Below are 18,082 nucleotides of genomic sequence, written 5' to 3' on the forward strand. Positions count from 1 at the left end.
GCGGCGACGCACACCGACGGCCCTCGCGGGATCCGCCCCGTGAACCCCTCCCCCGTACAGGAACACCGATGACCGACACGATCACGACCGAGACCGGACCACGCCAATCGCTGCGCCGCAACACGCTGTCCATCGCGGGATCCGTAGCCATGTGCATGGCCTTCATGGGCCCCGCCACCAGCGTCGCTTTCAACACCCCGGCGGCCGCGGCCGGCGCGGGATACGCACTGCCGCTGTCGATCCTGCTGGCCCTGGTGGCCTGCCTGCTGGTCGCCAACACCATCGCGGCCTTCGCCCGCAAGATCCCCACCGCCGGGTTCGCCTACACCTTCAACACGCACGGGTTCGGCCCGTCGGGCGGGTTCCTGTCCGGCTGGCTGCTGCTGCTCAGTTACGGCATGGTCGCGCCCATGCTGCTCGCCGCCATCGGCTCCTTCAGCTCCGAGTTCCTGGCCGTCCAGTTCCACGTGCACATCGCCTGGCAGATCATGACGCTGGTGTTCGGGCTGATCGTCTGGGGCATCAACGCGGCCGGGGTCTCCGATTCCGCCAAGGTGGCCATGGTCTTCCTCGTCCTGGAGGTCGGGGTGATGCTCGGGCTGGCACTCACCGTCCTCGGGAAGGGTGGCGACCACGGGCTCAGCCTCGCCCCGTTCGCCCCCGGGCACTCCCTCAAGGGCACCGCCGGACTCGGCACCGGCATGCTGTGGGGCATCCTGATGTTCATCGGCTTCGAATCGGTCGCGACGCTGGGCGAGGAGGCGAAGGCGGCCAAGCGCACCATCCCCCTCGCCCTGTTCAGCGCGGTGATCGTGATCGGCCTGTTCTACGTCCTCACCGCCTACGGCGCCGCGATCGGCTTCGGCCCGGCGCACGCGGGCGCCTTCGCCGGCGACGAATCGCCGTGGACGACGCTGTCCCAGCGGTACTGGGGCATCACATGGGCACTGATGCTCACGGTGATCGTGAGCCAGTTCGCCAACTTCGTCTCCGGCTCGAACTCCTTCGTCCGGGTGTTGTTCTCCATGGGCCGCGAAGGGATCCTGCCCCGCGCCCTCGGCCGTACCAGCCGCCGCGACGTCCCGCACCTCGCCCTGGGCGCCTACATGCTCTTCTCCTTCGCCTTCACCTTCCTGCTCGGCCTCAAGCTCGGCCCCCTGGGCGTGTACGGCTTCGCCGGCACCGTCCTCGGCCTGGGCATGATCCTGATCTACATCCTGATCAGCCTGGCGGTCATCCGCTTCTACCGTCGCGAGCACCGGAGCGAGTTCCGGTGGATCCGCCTCGGCGTGCTTCCCGCGCTGACCGCGGTCCTGATGCTGCTCCCGGTGTGGGGCCAGCTCCACCCCGCCCCCGCCTGGCCCAACAATCTCGTGCCCTACCTCATCGCCGCCTGGCTGGTCATCGGCGCCGGCTACCTCGTCTTCCTGCGCACCCGCCGCCCCGCCCTGGTCTCCGCCATGGGCCGTGTCTTCGAGGCCGACACCGATCCCGACGGACATGAGTCCGGATCATGAACCGCCCCTCCGGCGACCACCCTGGGCATCGCCCCTGCCCGGCCCGCCGGGCCGAACAAGGTCACCCTCACCCACTGCGGCCACCCGCACCACCGCTGTTGACCTCGTACCTGGAGTCACCGTGTTCCTCGACGTCCTCCGCCGACGCAACCCCGCACTGATCAGCGCCGCGATCGCCCTCCACCAGTCCGGACACCTTCCGTCCAACACCTACGTACTCGATCTCGACACGATCAGTGCCAACGCGCGCGCCCTCGCCACCGAGGCCGGCCGGCTCGGACTGACCCCCTTCGCCATGACCAAGCAGATCGGCCGGAACCCGGACGCCTGCCAGGCGATCATGGAAGGCGGCATCGAGGCCGCCGTCGCCGTCGACATGGAATGCGCCCGCGCCACCACCCGAGCCGGGATGCGCCTGGGCCATCTCGGCCACCTCGTCCAGGTGCCCCGGGCCGAGGCCGCGGCCGCCGCGGCCATGCGCCCTGCGAACTGGACCGTCTTCAGCACCGACAAGGCCCGCCAAGCCGCCACGGCCGCCGGCCACGCCGGACACGACCAAGCGCTCCTGGCCCGCATCCACACCGAAGGCGACGAGTTCTACTCCGGCCACGAAGGCGGCTTCCCCGCCCGGGACATCCTCGCCGTCGCCGACGGACTCGACGCCCTCGACTCGGCCCACTTCGCGGGGATCACCACCTTCCCGGCGCTGCTGTTCGACCCCGAGACGCGCTCCGTGCGCCGCACCCGCAACCTGGCCACCCTCGAACAGGCCGCAACCCGGCTTCACGACCAGGGCCGCACCAACATCCAGATCAACGGCCCCGGCACCACCTCCACCGAGACCCTCGCCGCACTCGCGTCAGCCGGCGTCACCCAGGTGGAACCCGGCCACGCGCTGACAGGCACCACACCCTGGCACGCCGCCACCGATCTCCCCGAGCGGCCCGCTGTCTGCTACCTCAGCGAGGTCAGTCATCTGTACGGCGGACGCGCCTACTGCTTCGGCGGCGGCATGTACGTCGACCCGGTCTTCCCGCCTTACCAGGTCCAGGCCGTCGTCGGCCACGACCCGTCCTCGACGGCCACCCTCGACGCGACGCTGCCGCCACCGCAGGCCATCGACTACTACGGCCAGTTGGAGGTCCCCGCCCACGCCGTCGTCGAAACCGGGACGAGCGTCGTCTTCGGGTTTCGTGTCCAGGCCTTTGTGACCCGTGCCTACACAGCGGGAGTCCGCGGACTGGCCACCGGCAACCCCCGGGTCGCGGGGATCTGGGCCGCCGACGGCTCCGCGGCGTCCTGGCCGCGGTGAAGACACCGGCCGGGACGCACGGCTCGTCACCCTGTGGGTGCCGGATCACCCGCCCCGGCTTCTGTGTGCGGTGCGTGGTGGGCGGTCGGCCAACGGCGGGCCAGCCAGGCACACACCACGAGCTGAAGGGTGTGGTAGAGCATCAGGGGCAGCACGGTCATGGCGACCCGGCCCGCGGGAAACAGCACGGAGGCCATGGGCAGCCCGCTGGCCAGGCTTTTGGTGGCGCCGCAGAAGACCGCGGTCACCCGGTCCTCGCGGGGCAGGCGCAGCGCCCGCGCGGAGCGGTCGGCCAGAAGCAGGGCGGAACACAGCAGCACCACGCACAGCGCGCCGAGAAGCGCCATGCGCGCCGGCGAGACGCGCTGCCAGATGCCCGTGGTCATGCCCCGGCTGAAGGCCGAGTAGACCACCAGCAGAATCGAACCGCGGTCACAGACGCTGATCACGGCGCGGTACCGGCGGAGCCAGTCGGCGATCCAGCGCCGTACCATCTGCCCGGCGAGGAACGGCAGCAGCAACTGCACCGCGATGTCGGCGAGTTGACCGAGGCCCAGCGGGAGGCCGCCGCCCTCGGTGCGCCGGATCAGCAGGACCGCCAGCACGGGGGTGAGGACGACGCCCAGCACGGTGGAGAAGGAGGCCGAGCACACGGCGGCGGCCACGTTGCCGCGTGCCATGGAGGTGAAGGCGATGGAGGACTGGACGGTGGACGGCAGTACGGCCAGGAAGAACACCCCGGCGGTCAGCTCGGCACCGAGCATCCGTTCCGGTAACAGCCCGATGGCCAGCGCGATCAGCGGGAAGGCGGCGAACGTCATGGCCAGGACGGGCAGATGCAGCCGCCAGTGCCGTACGCCCTCCAGCACGGCCGACGGGGACAGCCTGGCTCCGTAGAGGAAGAACAGCGCGCCGATCGCCAAATGGGTCATCCAGGAGACGGCCTCCGCCGCCTGCCGTTCGGCCGGAGCGAGGGTGGCGACGCCGATCGCGCCGAACAGCGCGACGATGTACCAGTCGACGCGGCGCGCCAGACCACGCGCGGCGCGGCTGAGGGTCGGGGACATGCGCTCCCGCCTCGGGTCGGATGTCATGGGACCCGGGCCCGGCCGAGGCCGGGCCCGGGAAGAGGCCGGGGTACCGCGCGCGGCCCAGGGGGGTGTCCCCCTGGCGACACGGCACCGGTGTCAGGCCCGCACGAGTTCGTGGTGGCGGCTGATGTTCTTCTCCAGCAGTGCCAGGCACTCGGCGACACCGACGGTGTCCGGACCGGTCCGCGGCAGACGGCCGTCGGCCTCCCGCAGCTCCCTCAGTGCCCGGTCGATGGCGGTCTGCGCCGCGAACAGGCAGGGGGTGCTGTAGATGGCGACGTCAACGCCGAGTTCCGACAACTCGCTCAACGACAGCCGGGGGGACTTCCCGCCGGCGATCTGGTTGAACAGCAGGGGCTTGCCCCCGATGACGCGCCGTACCCTGTGGATCCAGTCGACGCTGCGCACCCCGTCCACGAGCACGACGTCGGCCTCGGTCGCGGCCAGCGCCTCGGCGCGGCGCAGGATCTCACTCTCCTCGGTCGCGTCGGTGCGGGCGACCACGACGAGCTCCCGGCGCGTGGCGAGAACCATCTCGAGCTTCTCCAGATACTCCTCCAGCGGCAGCACCTGCTTGCCGTCGACATGTCCGCAGCGCCGCGGGCGCTTCTGGTCCTCCAGGATGACGCCGGAGGCTCCGATCGCCTCCAGGCTCCGCACGACGTGGCACGCGGTCTCCGGATCGACGTAGCCGTCGTCGATGTCGACGAGCAGGTGCTGTCGCGGGAACGCCAGTCTCAGGCGCTGGACGAAGGCGATGATGTCCGGCCAGGCGATGAAGCCGATGTCGGGCAGCCCGTAGTGGGACGCGGCGAAACCGAATCCGGAGATGAACATCCCGTCGTAGTGCCGGGCGGCGACGGATGCGGAGAACATGTCGAACACGCCGATCAGGGGCGTGGTGCCGGTTGTGTCGATGGCATGGCGTAGCCGATTGGGGTGGCTCACGGTACCCTCCGGGGAACTGGTTGCGTGGCCTGTCCACCGTGCGGCCTTCTGCCTGCGAAAGCCGTGGCCGCGCGGTGCGTGGCGCACCAGACGGGCCGGGTGCCTCTCTTCGGAAGGGGCACCCGGTCTGCGCTGTCCAGTGCGATGGCGGCACACTAAGAAAGTTTTTGCCTTATCACAACCATCCCTTGGGGATTCCGATACAGATACGGCCATCGCCCGACCGTGGTTCGACACACTGAAACGCGTACACGGATGGAACTGGCCATTTCGGAATGACCGAAAGGCCGCGCCGCCATACCGTCGTCACAGCAGGGCGAGGCCCGGTTCGCGCAGCACGGCGGCGATGTCGGCGAGCAGTTGGGATCCCTGCTGCCCGTCGGCGATCCGGTGGTCGAAGGACAGTGCGAGCTGGGTCGTCCAGCGCGGTTCGACGCGTTCCCCGGCATGGTCCTCCACCACCCACGGCATCCGGCGCACCGCCCCCACCGCGAGGATCGCCGCCTCACCCGGGTTGATGATCGGTGTGCCGGTGTCGACGCCGAAGACGCCGACATTGGTGAGGGTGATGGTGCCGCCGGCCATGTCCTGGGGGGTGGTGCGGCCCTCCCGCGCCGTCGTGGCGAGTGAGGCGATCGCGCCGGCGAGGTCCCGCAGCGACAGCAGATCCGCGTCCTTGATGTTCGGCACCACCAGTCCGCGCTCGGTGGCCGCGGCGATGCCCAGGTGGACGTAGTGCTTGAGCACGATCTCCTGCGCCTGCTCGTCCCAGCCGGCGTTCAGTTGCGGAGTGCGGCGCAGCGCCAGCATGAGGGCCTTCGCCATGAACAGCATGGGTGAGATCCGGACGCCCCGGAACTCCCGGCGCGCGGCGATGACCTCGCGCAGTCGCATGGTTTCGGTGATGTCGACGGTGATGAACTCCGTGACATGGGGGGCGGTGAACGCCGAGGCGACCATCGCCGCCGCGGTGTGCTTGCGGAGCCCTCGGATCGGTATCCGGGTCTCGCCGCGCGTCCGGCCGTCCGCTTCGGCCCCGGCGGGCGGCTCGACGTCGTCCCGGGCCGCGCGCCGCACGTCCTCGCGGCTGATGACGCCGCCGGGGTCGGTCGGCGTCACGGTGGCCAGGTCGACGCCGAGGTCCTTGGCCAGCTTGCGCACCGGGGGCTTGGCGGCCGGTCGGGACGCCGGCGGAGCCGGGGAAGTGGCGGGTCGTTCGGGTGCGGTGGCGGTTGCCCGGGGCGGGCGGCGGCGGGCGGGGCGGCTGTCGCGCGGGCCGTAGCCGACCAGCAGCGCGGTCTGCTCCTCCGGCGCCTCCACGGCGGCGGTGGGGGTCACCGGATCCGGTGGCGTCGCGGTGGCGGGGGCCACGGCCGGCTCGTCGTCGGCGACCTCGATGGTGATCAGCGGGCGGCCGACCTCCAGGGTCTCGCCCTCCTGGGCGTGCACCGCGGTGACCACACCCGCGTACGGGGACGGCAGTTCGACCACGGCCTTGGCGGTCTCGATCTCGACGATGATCTGGTTGACCTCGACGACGTCGCCGGGCCGTACGCTCCACCCGACGATGTCGGCTTCGGTCAGGCCCTCACCGACGTCGGGAAGGAGGAAATCCTTGGCGGTTGGCATGATGTGGCCGCCCTTCTAATAGCTCAGGCTGCGGTCGACAGCGGCGAGGATCCGGTCGGGGCCCGGGAGCCAGCCCTCCTCCAGGCGGCTCGGAGGGTAGGGGGTGTCGTAGCCGGTGACCCGGATCACCGGGGCCTCCAGCGCGTAGAAGGCCTCGTCCTGCACCCGGGCGGCCAGTTCCGCGCCGAGGCCGTGGGTGAGGGGTGCCTCGTGTGTGACGATCAGGCGCCCGGTGCGGCGTACCGAGTCGACGACGGTGGCGGTGTCCAGCGGAGCCAGACTGCGCAGGTCGATGACCTCGACGCTGCGGCCCTCGGCATCCGCCACCTCTGCGGCTTCCAGGGCCGGGGCGACCATCGGGCCGTAGGCGACGACCGTGACATCGGTGCCCTGCCGCACGACGCCGGCCTGGTGCAGCCCGAGCCCGCCGGTTCCGGTGACCTCTCCCTTGGTCCAGTAGCGCCGTTTCGGTTCGAGGAACACCACCGGGTCCTCGCAGGCGATGGCCTGGCCGATCATCGTGTACGCGTCGTCGGGCGTGGCGGGGGTGACGACCCTCAGACCGGCGGTGTGCGCGAAGTACGCCTCAGGCGACTCCGAGTGGTGCTCGATGGAGCCGATGCCGCCACCGTACGGGATACGGATGACGACCGGCATGGCCACCGCGCCCTGCGAGCGGTGCCGGTACTTGGCGAGCTGGCTGACGATCTGGTTGACGGCCGGGTAGACGAAACCGTCGAACTGGATCTCGCACACCGGCCGGTAGCCGCGCATCGCCAGACCGATGGCGGTGCCGACGATACCGGCCTCGCCGAGCGGGGTGTCGACGACCCGGCTGTCGCCGAAGTCCGCGCGCAGGCCGTCGGTGACCCGGAAGACGCCGCCGAGCCGCCCGATGTCCTCACCGAGGAGCAACACCTTGGGGTCGGAGGCGAGAGCGTGGCGCAGACCGTCGTTGAGCGCTTTCGCCAGGGACCTGGTCATGCGGGGACTCCATTTCCGTCCGGAGGGGAGAGGAAGGACCGGTATTCACCGAGCTGGCGGGCGAGTTCCGCGGTCGGCTCGGCGTAGGTGTGCGCGAACGGCGCGTCCGGGTCGGGTTCGGGCAGTGCGCGGCACCCGGCGCGCAACCGCTGCGCCAGTTCCCGCGCCTCGTCCTCGACCTCGTCGAAGAAGCCCTCTTCGACGGCGCCGGTGTCGACGAGGTGGACGCGGAGGCGGCTCAGTGGGTCCTTCGCGGCCCATTCGTCCGCCTCGTGTGCCGGACGGTAGCGGGTGGCGTCGTCGGCGGTGGTGTGCGCGTTGCGGCGGTAGGTGAACGCCTCGACGAGAGTGGGTCCGCCGCCGGAGCGGGCGGTCTCCAGGGCCTGCCGGGTGGCGGCCAGGCAGGCGAGGACGTCGTTCCCGTCCACGCGGATGCCCGGGAAGCCGAAGCCGGCGGCGCGCCGGGCCACCGGCACCCTGCTCTGCACACTGAACGGAGCCGAGATGGCCCATTGGTTGTTCTGGCAGAAGAACACCACGGGGAGCTTCTGGGTGGCCGCCCAGATGAACGCCTCGTTGGTCTCGCCCTCGCTGAGCGCTCCGTCGCCGAGGAACGCCAGCACCGCGGCGCCGTCGGCCGTCTCGTCCCGGACCACGCCCATCGCGTAGCCGACGGCGTGCAGTGTCTGGGCGCCGATGACCAGGGTGTAGAGGTTGAAGTCGGTCTGCCGCGGGTTCCAGCCGCCCAGCGTGGTGCCCCGGAACAGGCCGAGCAGCGCGACCGGGTCGAGGCCTCGGCACCAGGCGACACCGTGCTCACGATAGGTGGGGAAGACCATGTCGCCGTCCCGTAGCGCGTGTCCGGCGCCGATCTGTGCGGCCTCCTGCCCGAACAGCGAGGGCCACAGGCCAAGTTCGCCCTGGCGCTGCAGGGCGATCGCCTCGGCGTCGAGGCGACGGGTCAACGCCATGTCACGGTAGAGGGAAGGTACGTCGACGGTGCCGAGGTCGAGTGGCAGTCGCCGGTCGGGCCTCAACCTCCCCTTCTCGTCGAGTAGTTGGATCGGGGCATCGTCAGCCCCCGCGGTGGCGGTCCTACGGGGCACGGTCGCTCCTTGTCTCTGGGTACGGCGGCGGGGCGCGGTGAGGGAACGTGGGGCGGGGTACGGTCGTGGGCGAGCTGCGCGGGGCGCTCAGGTCGCGGAGCGGGCGAGGTCACGGCTGATGACCAGGCGCTGGATCTGGTTGGTGCCCTCGAAGATCTGAGTGAGTTTGGCTTCCCGCATATAGCGTTCGACCGGGTGGTCGCGGACGTAGCCGGCGCCGCCGAGGACCTGCACCGCGTCGGTCGTCACCCGCATCGCGGTGTCGGTGGCCACGAGCTTGGCGATGCTGGCCTGACGGCTGTAGGGCAGGCCGGCGTCCTTGCGGCGGGCTGCCGCCAGGTAGGTGGCGCGAGCGGCCTCGGTGGCCGCCGACATGTCGGCGAGCAGGAATCCGATGCCTTGGTGGTCGATGATGGGCCGGTCGAAGGTCTCGCGCTCACGGGCGTAGTCCACCGCGTGGTCGAGAGCCGCCTGTGCGAGACCGACCGCGATGGCGGCGATGCCGAGCCGTCCGGCGTCCAGAGCGGACAGCGCGATCGGCAAGCCCTGTCCGGGGCGTCCGATGACCCGGTCGGCGGGGATCGGTACGTCATCGAAGTTCATGGTGGCCGTGGTGGAGCTGCGCAGTCCCATCTTCCGCTCCGGGACCCCCGCGGCCAGGCCGGGGGCGTCGGCTGCCACATGGAAGCAGGAAATGCCCCGGCGACGGTCGTCGGAGGTGCGCAGAAAGGTGGTGTAGAAGTCGGCCTTGCCGCCATGGGTGATCCACGCCTTGGCACCCCGGGCCAGCCAGCCGTCGTCCGTCGCCGCGGCAAAGGCCCGCATGGCGGCCGGGTCGGATCCGGCGTGGGTTTCCGACAGGCAGTACGCGCCCAACTGGTCGCCGCCCAGCATGCCGGGCAGCAGTTCGGCCTGCTGGGATTCGGTGCCGAAGGTGACCAGCGGGTGGCAGGAGAGGGTGTGCACGCTGATGCCGACCGCGACCGCCGCCCAGCGGATGGCCACCTCCTCCAGCACCTGGAGGTAGACGGTGTACGGCTGGCCCCCTCCCCCGTATTCCTCGGCGAACGGCAGGGTGAGCAGGCCCGCCGCGCCGAGGGTCGTGAAGGCGTCCCGGGGAAACCGGTCGTGCTCCTCGAACTCGGCTGCCCGGGGGGCCAGTTCCTTGTCGGCGATCTCGGCGGTCAGCTCGATGAGCTGGTGGGCCTCGTCGGACGGCAGTTCGCGCTCGACGTTCACAGATGTCCCTTTCATGATGGTGTCCGTTCCTGGCGGGGCCGCCCGGATGTCAGCCGGGCAGCAGAGCCGCGGCGCGGACGATGCGCCTGGCCTGCTCCTGGGCGGCGCGCAGCGGAGTGCCGTAGCGGCGGGCCGCGGTGAGCACTGTGGTGACGCGGTCTCCGATGGCGGCCACGGTGTTCTTGAGGCGCGTGGTGTCCCAGCCGTCGGCGAGCGCGTGGATCTGGACGACACCGCCGGCGTTGGCCACGAAGTCCGGCACGTAGACGATCCGGCGTTCCGCCAGGACGTCGGCGACGGAGTCGTCGGCGAGCACGTCGTTGGCGGCGCCGACCACGATGCGGGTGTCCAGGCGGCGGGCCAGCGGGGCGTCGATGACCCGGGCGCGGGCACAGGGCACGAACACATCGGACGGGGTGGCCAGTGCCCGGTCGGCCGGCACCGCGATGGCGCCGATGTCCTGGGCGAGGCCGACCGCCCGTCCGGCGTCGATGTCGGCGACGTACACCCGGGCACCTCGATCGGCGAACGACCTGGCCAGCGCGGCGCCGACATGACCGACGCCCTGGACCAGGACGCGGCGCCCGGTCAGGTCGTCGTCGCCGAACTCGTGTCGGGCGGCGGCGAGGGCGGCCGCGAGCACACCGGCCGCGGTCCAGGGGGAAGGGTCGGTGGTGGCGCAGGAGACGGTGGCGCCGGCGGCGGCCATGACGGTGAGGTCCTCGGTGGTGGTACCCATGTCGACGCCGGGGATGTAGGTGCCGCGCAGACGGGCGACGAACCGGCCGAAGGCATCCATCAGCGCGGCCCGCTCCGGGATCGGACCGCTGCTGATGATCACTGATTTGGCACCGCCGTAGGGCAGCCCGGCCAATGCGTTCTTCATGGTCATGGCTGCGGCGAGGCGTTGTGCCTCGGTGGCGGCGGCCTGCGGGCTCGGATAGGACGCCAGCCGGACACCGCCCAGGCCGGGTCCGAGCGTGGTGTCGTCGACGGCGATGACGGCGCGCAGGCCCGATCGGTCGTCCCGGCACAAAACCGTCTGTTCGCCGGCCCAGTAGGCGTCGATCTCGGGCATGGCCGCGGCTCCTCACTGCTCGCTCCGTGTTGGGTGGCCTCATTGGAGGGCGAGCCGAGGAGGATGGGCAATTACCTTGTGTGATTCCTGCGCGACGCGCACGATGCGGTAAGTCAGTGGCCCTTCACACGCGAGAAAGTCGCGCGCCGACGGTTACAGTGCCGCCATGAACGACTCAGAAGGGGTCGACGGCATCGACCGCGCGATACTCGAACTGCTCATCCAGGACGGCCGCCGGACAGTCACGGACATCGCCCAGCGGGTCAACATGTCCCCGTCTCCCGTCAAGCGGCGCATCGACCGACTGGAACGGCTCGGGGTGATCGTCGGTTACACCACGGTGGTCGACCACTCCCGGCTCGGCGCCACCTTCGAAGCCTTCACCGAGCTGCGGTTCACGGGGGACACCGATGTCGAGAGCATCACGGCGGCGGTCACCGCGGTGCCGGAGGTGGTCGAGGTGTTCACCACGGCCGGCGATCCGGACGCCCTGGTACGGGTGCGGGTCGGCAGCGTGCAGCATCTGCGGCAGGTCATCGATCAGATCCGGCGCGGTGGCTCCGTGATCGGGACGAAGACGCTCATGGTCCTGGGAACGTGGCGCCGATCACCCTGAGGACACCCTGAGGACACCCGCGAGCGGCGGGCTCCGAGGCCGAGACCGCGGAACGGAAATGCGAATGCAAAATCGCATTCATTCGCGGTTCACCCCTTGACCGGCACTCGCCGGACTGTCAGCCTCAGATCGGATCCAATCCGAACCACATTGGTTCAAGATCCGCACGACGGCCACGCGAACCCGATCGGAGACCGGCATGACGCCACAGGACCCCCCGTACTCCCCAGCTCCGGGCGACACGCTCCTGTTCGAGAACGACCGGGTCCGCGTCTGGTCGATGACACTCGAGGAAGGTCAGGAGGTCGGCTATCACCAGCACCATCACGACCATGTGGTGCTCTGGCCGGTCGCCGGTGATTCCCAAGGGCAGGAGCTCGGCACGGACGAGTGGGGCATCGTCCAGAAGGCCCGGCCCGGTTTCGTGCTCTACCGCACGGTCGGGCACAGCGAGCCCCTGACCCCGCACCGCATCCGCAATGTGGGTGCCACGGGGAACACGCATTACATCATCGAGCTGCTGGAGCCCTCCCCCAGTGCCGAGGCCCGGCCATGGACCTTCAACGACCGCGGCGAGTTCAAGCCCGGCACCGACGCCTGAGGGCGCGAGCCCCCTCCCTTCCGGGCGGATCCCGACGGCGCCACACGGCTTGATATCCGAATCACGATTCGCATTCATATTGCCAGGAGCAGATGTGACAACAGCCGAGCCCAGCACCGCCGCCTCGCCGGTGGGCGGCCCTCTGCCGACCAACCGGTACGAGATCGTCGAGCGGGCGCGGGCACTGCGCCCGGTGCTCGCCGAGGACGCGATCGAGATCGACGCGACCGGCTGCGACCCGACCCGTAACATGCGGCTGATCGGCGAGGCCGGCCTGCTGGCCGTCAACGTGCCGGTGGAGTTCGGCGGCGTGTGGGACGGGCCGTCTTTCGGTGCCTGGCGGCAGGTCATCGAAACGCTGGCCGAGCTGGCGGCGGCCGACGGCTCGACCGGGCAGTGCTTCGTCAGCACCTCGCTGGTCGCTCGGGAGATCTTCACCGCTCCCGAGCTCGACATCGCCACCAAGGAGCAGCTCGCGGAGGAACTCCTCCACCAGGGACGCCGCTTCGTCGCCTCGAACGCGGAGACCGGCGGCACCGGGCGCGTCGTCGGCCGCCGGGTGCCCGGGGGGCTGGTGGTCAGCGGCGTGAAGACGTTCAACACCAATAGCGGTGGCGGCGGCCGGGACATCAGCAGCGTCAGTTTCGCCCTGCTCGGCGCCGACGAGTCGCTGGAGACCGCTACCCGGCACCACGCGCTGATCAGACTGGACGACCCGGCCCTCGAGGCACACCACGACTGGGACAACATGGGCCAGCGCGGCACGTACAGTCAGACCATCAGCTACCGGGACGTCTTCGTACCCGACGGCTGGCACTTCCCGGCACACCACGCCGACCCCTACTTCTTCTGCGCGGCGATGCTGTTGCACGCCGGGCTGCTCCAGGGCATCGGCGAGGGCGGGTTGGAGGCGGCGCTCGCCTTCGTGCGGCAGCTCAACAGGCCGAGCATGCCGAAGTTCGGCACCGCCTCCCAGGACCCGCTGATGCACCGCCAGATCGGCGAGCTGTCCAGTCGACTGGCCGCCGCCCGCGCGCTGATGGTGAACGTCGCCGACGAACTCGAGACGCCGGGGCTCGCCGTGCCGGCCGAGGAGATGGCGATCCGCGGCTTCCGGGCCAAGGTGGCCAGCACACAGGCCGGGCTGGAGGTCACCTCCCGGATCCACGATCTGACCGGGGCCCGGTCCACCTCGAACAAGTACCGCCTCGACCGGTTCTGGCGCAATGCGCGGGTCTTCGGCAGCCATGACTCCGTGGACGCCAAGAGCGCGTTCATCGGCGCCTTCGACCTCGACGGCCAGCTGCCCGCGGTCCCCGACTACATCCGCATCTGAGCCCGCCGGGACGCGATCCCGCCAGAACGTGGCCCCGACAGGGAAGGACACCATGACTGCGCCGGCCCACCCGTCCGAGTTGGTGGCACCGATGGACTACGCGGCGCTGGCACCCCCGTCGCTGACCACCCCGGTGTGCGTCGCGGCAATGCCCGGGGCGCGCAGCTATCTGAACATCCCCTACGCCACGATGATCGGCTGGCGGCCGCTCCTGCTCGACCTGCACCTGCCGGCCGGCGGAACCGGGCCGTTCCCCGTGGTGGTGTACGCGCACGGCGGCAGCTTCGTCGGCGGTATCAAGGCGATGGGGCCATGGCACGACCTGCCGGCCCACGGGATCGCGGTGGCCTCGGTCGGCTACCGGCTCTCCGGCGAGGTGCACTTCCCGGAGCCGGTCGAGGACATCCGGGCGGCGGTCCGCTGGATCCGTGTCAACGCCGGACACTACGACCTGGACGCCACCCGGGTGTCCGGCTGGGGCAGCTCGGCGGGCGGCTATCTGATCACCATGGCCGGGCTGGCCGGTGACTCGCCGCTGGGCCGCCCGGTGGGCGATCCGGCCGCTGCCTCCAGCCGGCTGTCGGCCGTCATCGACCACTACGGCGTGGCGGACCCCACCCGACTCGGACAGGACGCCTTCGACAACACCGAGGCCGAGGTCCGGGCGATCGAGGCGATCGCCCGGCAGTTCCTCGGCTTCGACCCGGCCGAGGAGCCGGCCCGGGCCGCTGCCGCCGACCCGCTGGCCCTCGCCGACCGGGTGACGGATCCGCCGCCGTTCCTGATCCTGCACGGCGACGACGACCACCGGGTGGGCCTGGCCCAGAGCCGTCGGCTGCACGACGGACTGACCGCCCGGGGCCACGATGCCCGGCTGGTCGTCGTACCGGGGGCCGACCACGCCGCCCCCGACTTCACCACGCCCGAACGGCTGACGGAAGCCGTCGAGTTCCTGCACCACACCTGGAACCGGAGCCGGCCCGCGTCGCGGGCCCGTTGAGAGGAGTCACACCATCGCTGTCGACAAGACGGTGAAGGAGCCGCAGCAGGATCGCAGTCGCCGCTCCGCCCAACAGATTCTGACCGCGGCCGTCGAGATGCTCACCGAGAGCGGCATCGCCGACTTCACGATGACCGGCGTCTCGCGGTCCGCCGGGCTGTCCATCGGTGGTGTCTACGGGCGCTTCCCCAACCGTGAAGCGCTGCTGCGCGAGGTCAAGGACGACGTCCTCACCGAACTGGAGGAGGAGGTGCGCAGCAGGGCCGAAGCGGACCCGGGTGATCTTCGCTCCACACTGACCACGCTGGTCACCACGCTCGCCGAAGCACTGCACACGCGCAGCCGGCTGTTCGCCTTCGTCTTCCTGCACAGCGCCGACGACCCGGCCATGCGGCGCCGTGGCTTCGTCTTCCACGAGCGCATGAAGAACCTCTTCCGCGACGCCCTCGGGCGCCACGGCGAATCGATCTCCCGGGACCGGACGACCGCGGTGGACGTCCTGTACGAGGTCGTCGTGCAGAGCCTCATCTCCCGGACGATCACCGAGGGGAGCTCGCCCGAGGGCGAGACCACCTACGCCGGCATCCCGCCCTGGCGCACCTACGCCGCGCACGTGGCCGAGATGTCATGCCTTTATCTCACGATCCCGACCCCTGTCGGCGCTCCACCCGGAGAAGACCATGACCTTCACTGAACCCCACGACGCAGCCGTGCTGCGACGGGCCTTCGCCTGCTTTCCCAGCGGGGTCACCGCCATCTGCGCCCAGGTCGGCGGCGAGGCGGTGGGCATGGCGGTCAGCGCCTTCACGCCGGTTTCGCTGGACCCGCCCCTGATCTCGGTGTGCATTCAGAACACGTCGCGCACCTGGCGGAAGCTGCGGCTGGCCGATCGGATCGGGGTGAGCGTGTTCTCCGACGCGCACGGCGGCCACGCGCGCCAGCTCTCCCGCAAGGAGGGCGATCGCTTCAGCGGCATCCCCTGGCAGGTCACGGCCGAAGGCGCGATGTTCGTGGAGGGGGCCGCCGCGCACTTCGACTGCGCCCTCGAACGCGAGGTCGAGGCCGGCGACCACTCCATCGCCCTGCTGAGGATCGTGGGCCTGGAATCCGACCCGGAGAGCACACCGCTGGTGTTCCACGCCAGTGCGTTCCGCCAGCTCGCCTGAGAGCTGGTTGACGTTCGCATCAGGAAAGTTCGCCGGAGCGCATGAGGATGAGTTCCCTGGCACGGTCGCTGTGCCCGATGGTGAGCTGACGGGCCAGCTCGCCGTCCTGATCCTCGATCGCGCGGCGGATCTGGGCGTGGTCCTCGGCGTTCTCCTTCAGCAGTCGCGGGTCGCCGCCGAGCGCCGTCCAGGTCAGTCCGCGCGGCAGCCGTCGATGCAACTGGTCGATCGCGACTTCGAGTTGGTGGTTGCCAGAAGCGGCGATGACGGTGGCGTGGAAGGTGCCGTTGGCGCGGAACCAGTCGGCGCGCGCCTTGGCCATCGCGTCCTCGGTGCCCCGCGCGGCCCATCCGATGACGTCCTCGAACCACGCCCCGGTCTCTTTCAGGAGGTCGAGCTGGCTCTGCCCGATATTGCGGGCCGCCAGCCAGGCCGCATGGCCTTCCAGTACGCCGCGTACCTCGAACGCCTGGGCGATGTCCCGCATGGAGGGGAGCTTCACCCGGGCTCCGCGGTTGGCGATGATCTCGACGACGCCGAGCGCCTCCAACTGGCGCAGCGCCTCGCGCACCGGCGTGCGGCTCACGCCGTACTCCTCGGCGATGCGGTCCTGGCGGATCCAGGAGCCGACGCCGATCTCGCCCTCCCCGATCCGGTCCTGGAGGGCATCGACCAGTGAACCGACCAGCCTCTTCTGTTCCGTGCGGCTGAGTGCAGCCCCCTGCTCCGACCGCGGCATCTCTCGTCCCCCTGGTCCCGATTGCCATGTCCGCCCCGGCACGCATCGGATGTGACCGCACACCGGGTGTATCCAATCCTAGCCCCGTGCCCCCAGCCCCGGGGCCAGGACCCGGGCGGCGCCGGGACCCGCCCGGTTTCCCTCCGGTTCATGTCTTGACGGTGCGGTCGAGCGCCTGCCATGTTGCGATTGGATCCAATCCTGAGCAAATCGCATTCAGCATGGCGGCGGTGCTCACCGACTCTGGAGGAACAGCCTGTGACCGTTGAGAACCGGACAACCGGAGTCAGACCGGAGTCCCCCAAGCTCCGCCAAAGCTCGATCGGCGCCGTCGGCATGATCTTCATGGTTGTCGCCGCGGCCGCTCCCCTGACCGCCATGGCATCCAACCTGTCCTTGAGTCTGGGCCTCGGCGCAGGCCGGGGCACCGTCGGTCTCCTGCTGGCCGTGGGAGCGCTGCTCGCCCTGTTCGCCGTCGGCTACTCGGTGCTGAGCAGGTATGTGACCAACGCCGGCGCCTACTACGCGTTCATCACATTCGGCCTGGGGCGCTACTGTGGAGCGGCTGCCGCGTTCATCGCCACACTCGTCTACAACCTGGCGGCCGGCGGGATGATCGCGGCGACAGGCTACTTCGCGGGTCTGACCGTCACCTCCAGCACCGGACTGTCCGCGCCCTGGTACGCCTATGGGCTGGTGGCACTGTTCATCATGTGGTTCCTCGGCATCCGTGGCGTGGACCTCGCGCAGAAGGTGATGACGGTCGTTTCCCTCGCCCAGTTCGCCGTCATCCTGCTGCTGGCCGTGGTCGTCCTGGCCGAGAACCCGGGAGGGTGGTCACCGGATGTGGTGGCCCCGAGGAATGTCTTCCACGGCAATGTGGCACTCAGCCTGGTGTTCTGTGTCCTGTCCTTCGCCGGCTTCGAGGCGACCGCCGACTACGGCGAGGAGGCCAAAGCGGGCCGCCGGAGCATCAAGATCGCCACTTACACGGCGCTGGCCCTGCTGGTCGGGATCTTCTGCTTCTCCACCTGGTCCCTGGTGGCCGCCTTCGACGATGTGCGGGCCGTGGCCGCCAAGGACCCCGGCTCCCTGTTCTTCGCCGCCGCCGACCAGTACCTCGGGGGCTGGTCCGGGTCGCTGCTGAGCGCGGTGGTGACGTTCAGCTTCCTGGCCTCGGCGGTGGCCTTCCACAACATCGCGACCCGGTACATGTTCGCGCTGGGGCGCGCCGGGTACCTGCCGAAGCCCCTGTGCAAGGTGCATGACCGTCACGGGACTCCGTATCTGGGATCGGCCGCGCAAACCGCCGTCTCCGTCGCGATGTTGGTGCCGTTCGTCCTCGTCGGCGCCGATCCGATCTCCAACCTGTTCCCCGCGGTGTCCGGCATCACGTCCCTGTCGTTGCTCGCCCTGATGACGGGCTGTTGCGTGAGCGTGATCGCCGCCGCGCTGCGCGGCAAGGTCGGCGAAAGCCGGTGGGAGACGGTGGCCGCTCCCGCTGTCGCGGGGCTGGGACTGCTCCTGACCGCGGCGATCGTGATCATGAACTACCAGGCCGTCACCGGCAGCGACTCGGTGATCGTCGCCTATATGCCGGTGGTGCCGGCCCTCGCCGGTGTGTGCGGCGTGGCGATCTGCCGCAGGAAGGGCGAGGCCGCCCTCGACGAGCATCTGGCCGGATGACCCGCACCGCGGGGTCCCACAGCGTTGCGGCGGG

The 18,082-nt window shown here is 70.3% G+C and carries 17 protein-coding genes; 9 read left to right on the forward strand and 8 right to left on the reverse strand.

Going from position 1 to position 18,082, the window contains the following annotated elements; all coding sequences use genetic code 11:
* The first annotated feature begins 68 nt into the window (after nucleotides 1-68).
* Both ABFY07_RS06795 and ABFY07_RS06800 read left to right on the forward strand, forming a co-directional pair.
* Entirely contained in the window at nucleotides 69-1,517 is a 1,449-nt protein-coding gene (locus tag ABFY07_RS06795; RefSeq protein ID WP_346173556.1) for an APC family permease, read from the forward strand.
* Between the two features lie 121 nt (nucleotides 1,518-1,638).
* Nucleotides 1,639-2,829 (forward strand): alanine racemase, encoded by a 1,191-nt coding sequence (locus tag ABFY07_RS06800; RefSeq protein WP_346173557.1) that lies wholly within the window; start codon nucleotides 1,639-1,641, stop codon nucleotides 2,827-2,829.
* Nucleotides 2,830-2,855: 26 nt separating this feature from the next.
* Here the strand turns inward: ABFY07_RS06800 and ABFY07_RS06805 are convergent, their stop codons facing one another.
* The 7 genes from ABFY07_RS06805 to ABFY07_RS06835 form a co-directional block, all read right to left on the reverse strand.
* Complete coding sequence (locus ABFY07_RS06805; protein ID WP_346173558.1) at nucleotides 2,856-3,896, reverse strand: bile acid:sodium symporter family protein; 1,041 nt, start codon at nucleotides 3,894-3,896, stop codon at nucleotides 2,856-2,858.
* A gap of 120 nt (nucleotides 3,897-4,016) precedes the next feature.
* Nucleotides 4,017-4,868 carry an isocitrate lyase/PEP mutase family protein gene (locus tag ABFY07_RS06810; RefSeq protein ID WP_346173559.1) on the reverse strand — a complete coding sequence of 284 codons (852 nt, stop codon included), beginning with the start codon at nucleotides 4,866-4,868 and terminating at the stop codon, nucleotides 4,017-4,019.
* A gap of 306 nt (nucleotides 4,869-5,174) precedes the next feature.
* A complete protein-coding gene (locus tag ABFY07_RS06815) occupies nucleotides 5,175-6,497 on the reverse strand; it encodes a dihydrolipoamide acetyltransferase family protein (RefSeq protein WP_346173560.1) in 1,323 nt (440 codons plus the stop codon).
* Nucleotides 6,498-6,512: 15 nt separating this feature from the next.
* Nucleotides 6,513-7,481 carry an alpha-ketoacid dehydrogenase subunit beta gene (locus tag ABFY07_RS06820; RefSeq protein ID WP_346173561.1) on the reverse strand — a complete coding sequence of 323 codons (969 nt, stop codon included), beginning with the start codon at nucleotides 7,479-7,481 and terminating at the stop codon, nucleotides 6,513-6,515.
* On the reverse strand, nucleotides 7,478-8,587 hold the full coding sequence (locus ABFY07_RS06825) for a thiamine pyrophosphate-dependent dehydrogenase E1 component subunit alpha (RefSeq protein ID WP_346173562.1): 1,110 nt from the start codon (nucleotides 8,585-8,587) through the stop codon (nucleotides 7,478-7,480). Before ABFY07_RS06825 ends, ABFY07_RS06820 begins: the two co-directional genes overlap by 4 nt.
* 87 nt (nucleotides 8,588-8,674) lie before the next feature.
* Nucleotides 8,675-9,826, reverse strand: coding sequence for an acyl-CoA dehydrogenase family protein (locus ABFY07_RS06830; RefSeq protein ID WP_346173741.1), 1,152 nt, complete (start codon nucleotides 9,824-9,826; stop codon nucleotides 8,675-8,677).
* A 49-nt stretch (nucleotides 9,827-9,875) separates the two neighbouring features.
* Nucleotides 9,876-10,904: a Glu/Leu/Phe/Val dehydrogenase dimerization domain-containing protein gene (locus ABFY07_RS06835; protein WP_346173563.1), complete on the reverse strand. Its 1,029-nt coding sequence runs from the start codon at nucleotides 10,902-10,904 to the stop codon at nucleotides 9,876-9,878.
* 166 nt (nucleotides 10,905-11,070) lie between these two features.
* Between ABFY07_RS06835 and ABFY07_RS06840 the strand changes: the two genes are divergently transcribed.
* From ABFY07_RS06840 to ABFY07_RS06865, 6 genes are all read left to right on the forward strand, one after another.
* Nucleotides 11,071-11,520, forward strand: a complete 450-nt coding sequence (locus ABFY07_RS06840) for an Lrp/AsnC family transcriptional regulator (RefSeq protein ID WP_346173564.1) — start codon at nucleotides 11,071-11,073, stop codon at nucleotides 11,518-11,520.
* A 199-nt stretch (nucleotides 11,521-11,719) separates the two neighbouring features.
* On the forward strand, nucleotides 11,720-12,121 hold the full coding sequence (locus ABFY07_RS06845; protein ID WP_346173565.1) for a hypothetical protein: 402 nt from the start codon (nucleotides 11,720-11,722) through the stop codon (nucleotides 12,119-12,121).
* Between the two features lie 94 nt (nucleotides 12,122-12,215).
* Nucleotides 12,216-13,457, forward strand: a complete 1,242-nt coding sequence (locus ABFY07_RS06850) for an acyl-CoA dehydrogenase family protein (RefSeq protein ID WP_346173566.1) — start codon at nucleotides 12,216-12,218, stop codon at nucleotides 13,455-13,457.
* A gap of 52 nt (nucleotides 13,458-13,509) precedes the next feature.
* The gene (locus ABFY07_RS06855) at nucleotides 13,510-14,457 is read left to right on the forward strand and encodes an alpha/beta hydrolase fold domain-containing protein (protein WP_346173567.1); all 948 of its coding nucleotides are present in this window, start codon (nucleotides 13,510-13,512) and stop codon (nucleotides 14,455-14,457) included.
* A gap of 31 nt (nucleotides 14,458-14,488) precedes the next feature.
* The gene (locus tag ABFY07_RS06860) at nucleotides 14,489-15,151 is read left to right on the forward strand and encodes a TetR/AcrR family transcriptional regulator (RefSeq protein ID WP_346173568.1); all 663 of its coding nucleotides are present in this window, start codon (nucleotides 14,489-14,491) and stop codon (nucleotides 15,149-15,151) included.
* Nucleotides 15,138-15,623 carry a flavin reductase family protein gene (locus ABFY07_RS06865; RefSeq protein ID WP_346173569.1) on the forward strand — a complete coding sequence of 162 codons (486 nt, stop codon included), beginning with the start codon at nucleotides 15,138-15,140 and terminating at the stop codon, nucleotides 15,621-15,623. Before ABFY07_RS06860 ends, ABFY07_RS06865 begins: the two co-directional genes overlap by 14 nt.
* Nucleotides 15,624-15,642: 19 nt before the next feature.
* On the opposite strand, the gene ABFY07_RS06870 is transcribed toward ABFY07_RS06865, so the two are convergent.
* Nucleotides 15,643-16,362 (reverse strand): GntR family transcriptional regulator, encoded by a 720-nt coding sequence (locus ABFY07_RS06870; protein ID WP_346173570.1) that lies wholly within the window; start codon nucleotides 16,360-16,362, stop codon nucleotides 15,643-15,645.
* Nucleotides 16,363-16,707: 345 nt separating this feature from the next.
* Here ABFY07_RS06870 and ABFY07_RS06875 point away from each other — a divergent pair, with 345 nt between their 5' ends.
* Entirely contained in the window at nucleotides 16,708-18,048 is a 1,341-nt protein-coding gene (locus tag ABFY07_RS06875) for an APC family permease (protein ID WP_346173742.1), read from the forward strand.
* The last annotated feature ends 34 nt before the right edge of the window (nucleotides 18,049-18,082 follow it).

This window comes from Streptomyces sparsogenes subsp. cuspidosporus (genome assembly GCF_039532705.1).
In the GTDB taxonomy this organism is placed as follows: domain Bacteria; phylum Actinomycetota; class Actinomycetes; order Streptomycetales; family Streptomycetaceae; genus Streptomyces; species Streptomyces sparsogenes.

Excerpts from the sequence above, each read along its gene's own strand:
- ABFY07_RS06835 (WP_346173563.1), bottom strand. The coding sequence starts at position 10,904 with ATGCCCGAGATCGACGCCTACTGGGCCGGCGAACAGACGGTTTTGTGC.
- ABFY07_RS06815 (WP_346173560.1), bottom strand. The coding sequence starts at position 6,497 with ATGCCAACCGCCAAGGATTTCCTCCTTCCCGACGTCGGTGAGGGCCTG.
- ABFY07_RS06795 (WP_346173556.1), top strand. The coding sequence starts at position 69 with ATGACCGACACGATCACGACCGAGACCGGACCACGCCAATCGCTGCGC.
- ABFY07_RS06805 (WP_346173558.1), bottom strand. The coding sequence starts at position 3,896 with ATGTCCCCGACCCTCAGCCGCGCCGCGCGTGGTCTGGCGCGCCGCGTC.
- ABFY07_RS06865 (WP_346173569.1), top strand. The coding sequence starts at position 15,138 with ATGACCTTCACTGAACCCCACGACGCAGCCGTGCTGCGACGGGCCTTC.
- ABFY07_RS06875 (WP_346173742.1), top strand. The coding sequence starts at position 16,708 with ATGGTTGTCGCCGCGGCCGCTCCCCTGACCGCCATGGCATCCAACCTG.
- ABFY07_RS06820 (WP_346173561.1), bottom strand. The coding sequence starts at position 7,481 with ATGACCAGGTCCCTGGCGAAAGCGCTCAACGACGGTCTGCGCCACGCT.
- ABFY07_RS06845 (WP_346173565.1), top strand. The coding sequence starts at position 11,720 with ATGACGCCACAGGACCCCCCGTACTCCCCAGCTCCGGGCGACACGCTC.
- ABFY07_RS06855 (WP_346173567.1), top strand. The coding sequence starts at position 13,510 with ATGACTGCGCCGGCCCACCCGTCCGAGTTGGTGGCACCGATGGACTAC.
- ABFY07_RS06870 (WP_346173570.1), bottom strand. The coding sequence starts at position 16,362 with ATGCCGCGGTCGGAGCAGGGGGCTGCACTCAGCCGCACGGAACAGAAG.
- ABFY07_RS06840 (WP_346173564.1), top strand. The coding sequence starts at position 11,071 with ATGAACGACTCAGAAGGGGTCGACGGCATCGACCGCGCGATACTCGAA.